Annotated in this window: 2 protein-coding genes; both read right to left on the reverse strand. The window is 73.1% G+C overall.

Annotated elements, in window-relative coordinates; genetic code table 11:
* The coding region (locus DKL51_RS30980; protein ID WP_148097891.1) for a hypothetical protein at positions 1-238 on the reverse strand (238 nt) is incomplete at its 3' end.
* Positions 235-1,742 (reverse strand): cobaltochelatase subunit CobN (locus DKL51_RS30985; RefSeq protein ID WP_185734983.1); only part of this gene is annotated, 1,508 nt, incomplete at its 5' end. The genes DKL51_RS30980 and DKL51_RS30985, both read right to left, overlap by 4 nt.

Consider the following 1,742-nt stretch of genomic DNA (forward strand, 5'->3'; position numbering starts at 1 on the left):
CTGCCACGTCGAGCGACAGGGCGTCTCGGTCAGCCACGCCGCCCGGTTCCTGCTGGTCGGCACCATGAACCCAGAGGAGGAGGAGCAGCGCCGCGAGGGCCCGAACGGCGGTGGACTTTGCCGTCCCCTTCTCGCCGCGCACGAGCACCCCGCCGATGGCCGGGCTGACGGCGTTGAGCAGCAGCGCGAGGCGCATGTCGGCCATGCCGAGCACCGCGCTGAACGGGTAGCCGGTCACTGAGTCTCCTCCAGGTCACCCTCGCTGGCCAGGTACGTGTCGCGGAGCCGGTCGAGGGTGGCCGGATCGGGTTCGGCCCAGAGCCTCCGGTCGGCCGCCTCCAGCAGGCGCTCGGTGATGCCGCGCAGCGCCCACGGGTTGGATCGCTCCAGGAACTCCCGGGTCTCGGCGTCGAAGACGTACGCTGCGGCGAGGTGCTCGTACATCCAGTCGTCAACGACGCCGGCGGTGGCGTCGTAGCCGAACAGGTAGTCGACGGTGGCGGCCAGCTCGAAGGCCCCCTTGTAGCCGTGCCGGCGCATCGCGGCGATCCACTTCGGATTCACCACCCGGGCCCGGAACACCCGCCGGGTCTCCTCGCCCAGCGTGCGGGTCCGCACGTCGTGCGGCATCGCGGAGTCCCCCACGTACGCGGCCGGGGCGGCCCCGGTGAGGTGGCGAACCATCGCCACCATCCCGCCGTGGTACTGGAAGTAGTCGTCGGAGTCGACGATGTCGTGCTCGCGGGTGTCCTGGTTCTTCACCGCCACCGCGATCCGGGCGAAGGAGCGTTCCATGTCGGTCCGCGCCTCCCGCCCGTCCAGCCCCCGCCCGTACGCGTAGCCGCCCCAGACGGCGTACACCTCGGCGAGGTCGGCGTCGGTACGCCAGTTGCGGGCGTCGATGAGCGGCAGCAGCCCGGCCCCGTACGCCCCGGGTTTGGAGCCGAAGATCCGGGCGGTGGCCCGGCGTTCGTCGCCGTGCTCGGCCATGTCGGCGTCGACGTGCGCCCGGACGTGGTTTTCCTCGGCCGGCTCGTCGAGCGCGGCGACCCGCCGCACGGCGTCGTCGATGAGGGCGACGACGTGCGGGAAGGCGTCCCGGAAGAAGCCGGAGATGCGGACGGTCACGTCGATCCGGGGCCGGCCCAGCTCCGCCAGGGGCACCACCTCGACGCCGGTGACCCGGCGGGACCGGTCGTCCCAGGTGGGCCGGCAGCCGAGCAGGGCGAGGATCTCGGCGATGTCGTCGCCCTGGGTGCGCATGGCGCTGGTCCCCCAGACCGTCAGCCCGACCGAGCGCGGGTACGCCCCGGTGTCGGCGAGGTGCCGGGCGAGCAGCGAGTCCGCCAGGGCGACGCCGACATCCCAGGCGTTGCGGCTGGGGATGGCCTTCGGGTCGACGGAGTAGAAGTTGCGTCCGGTGGGGAGGACGTTGACCAGTCCCCGGGTGGGCGAGCCGGACGGTCCGGGTGGAACGAACCGGCCGTCCAGCGCGCCGAGCACCCGGTCGAGTTCGTCGGTGGTCCGGTCGAGTCGGGGCACCACTTCGCGGGCGGCGAAGCGCAGCACCTCGGCGGTGTCGGGGATCGGCCGCCCGGTGACCTCCTCGACGACGGCCTCGACCTTGTCGGCGTCCCAGCCGAGGGTTTCCATGCCGACCACGAGGCGGCGGGCCAGCGCCTCTATCAGGTCGACGGCGTCCGCGGCGGTGACCGCGGGGCCGTCCGCCGCCTCGGTCAGCG

The sequence above is a fragment of the Micromonospora globispora genome (genome assembly GCF_003857015.1).
In the GTDB taxonomy this organism is placed as follows: Bacteria; Actinomycetota; Actinomycetes; order Mycobacteriales; family Micromonosporaceae; genus Micromonospora; species Micromonospora globispora.